Source organism: Citrobacter sp. Igbk 14 (assembly GCF_028069825.1).
Lineage (GTDB): Bacteria > Pseudomonadota > Gammaproteobacteria > Enterobacterales > Enterobacteriaceae > Citrobacter.
The window spans coordinates 1-311 of record NZ_JANEWM010000206.1 but is presented as its reverse complement, the minus strand read 5'-3'; the positions used below and the strand labels follow the sequence as shown (position 1 = coordinate 311).

Below are 311 nucleotides of genomic sequence, written 5' to 3'. Positions count from 1 at the left end.
AGCTTAACCTTCGGGAGGGCGCTTACCACTTTGTGATTCATGACTGGGGTGAAGTCGTAACAAGGTAACCGTAGGGGAACCTGCGGTTGGATCACCTCCTTACCTTAAAGAAACGTTCTTTGTAGTGTCCACACAGATTGTCTGATAAATGATGAACTTCTGAATGTACTTTCGAGTGCATTAAGAAGTTTTGCTCTTTAAAAATCTGGATCAAGCTGAAAATTGAAACGACACACTGTTTCATTTCTCCGTAATAAGAAATGAAAAGCGGTGTGTTCGAGTCTCTCAAATTTTCGCAACACGATGGTGTT

General features: G+C 41.5%; 1 rRNA gene. It reads left to right on the top strand.

Annotation, left to right across the window (positions count from 1 at the left end):
- A 16S ribosomal RNA gene (locus NNN64_RS23175) occupies positions 1-102 on the top strand; the annotation flags it as partial.
- Between the last annotated feature and the right edge of the window lie 209 nt (positions 103-311).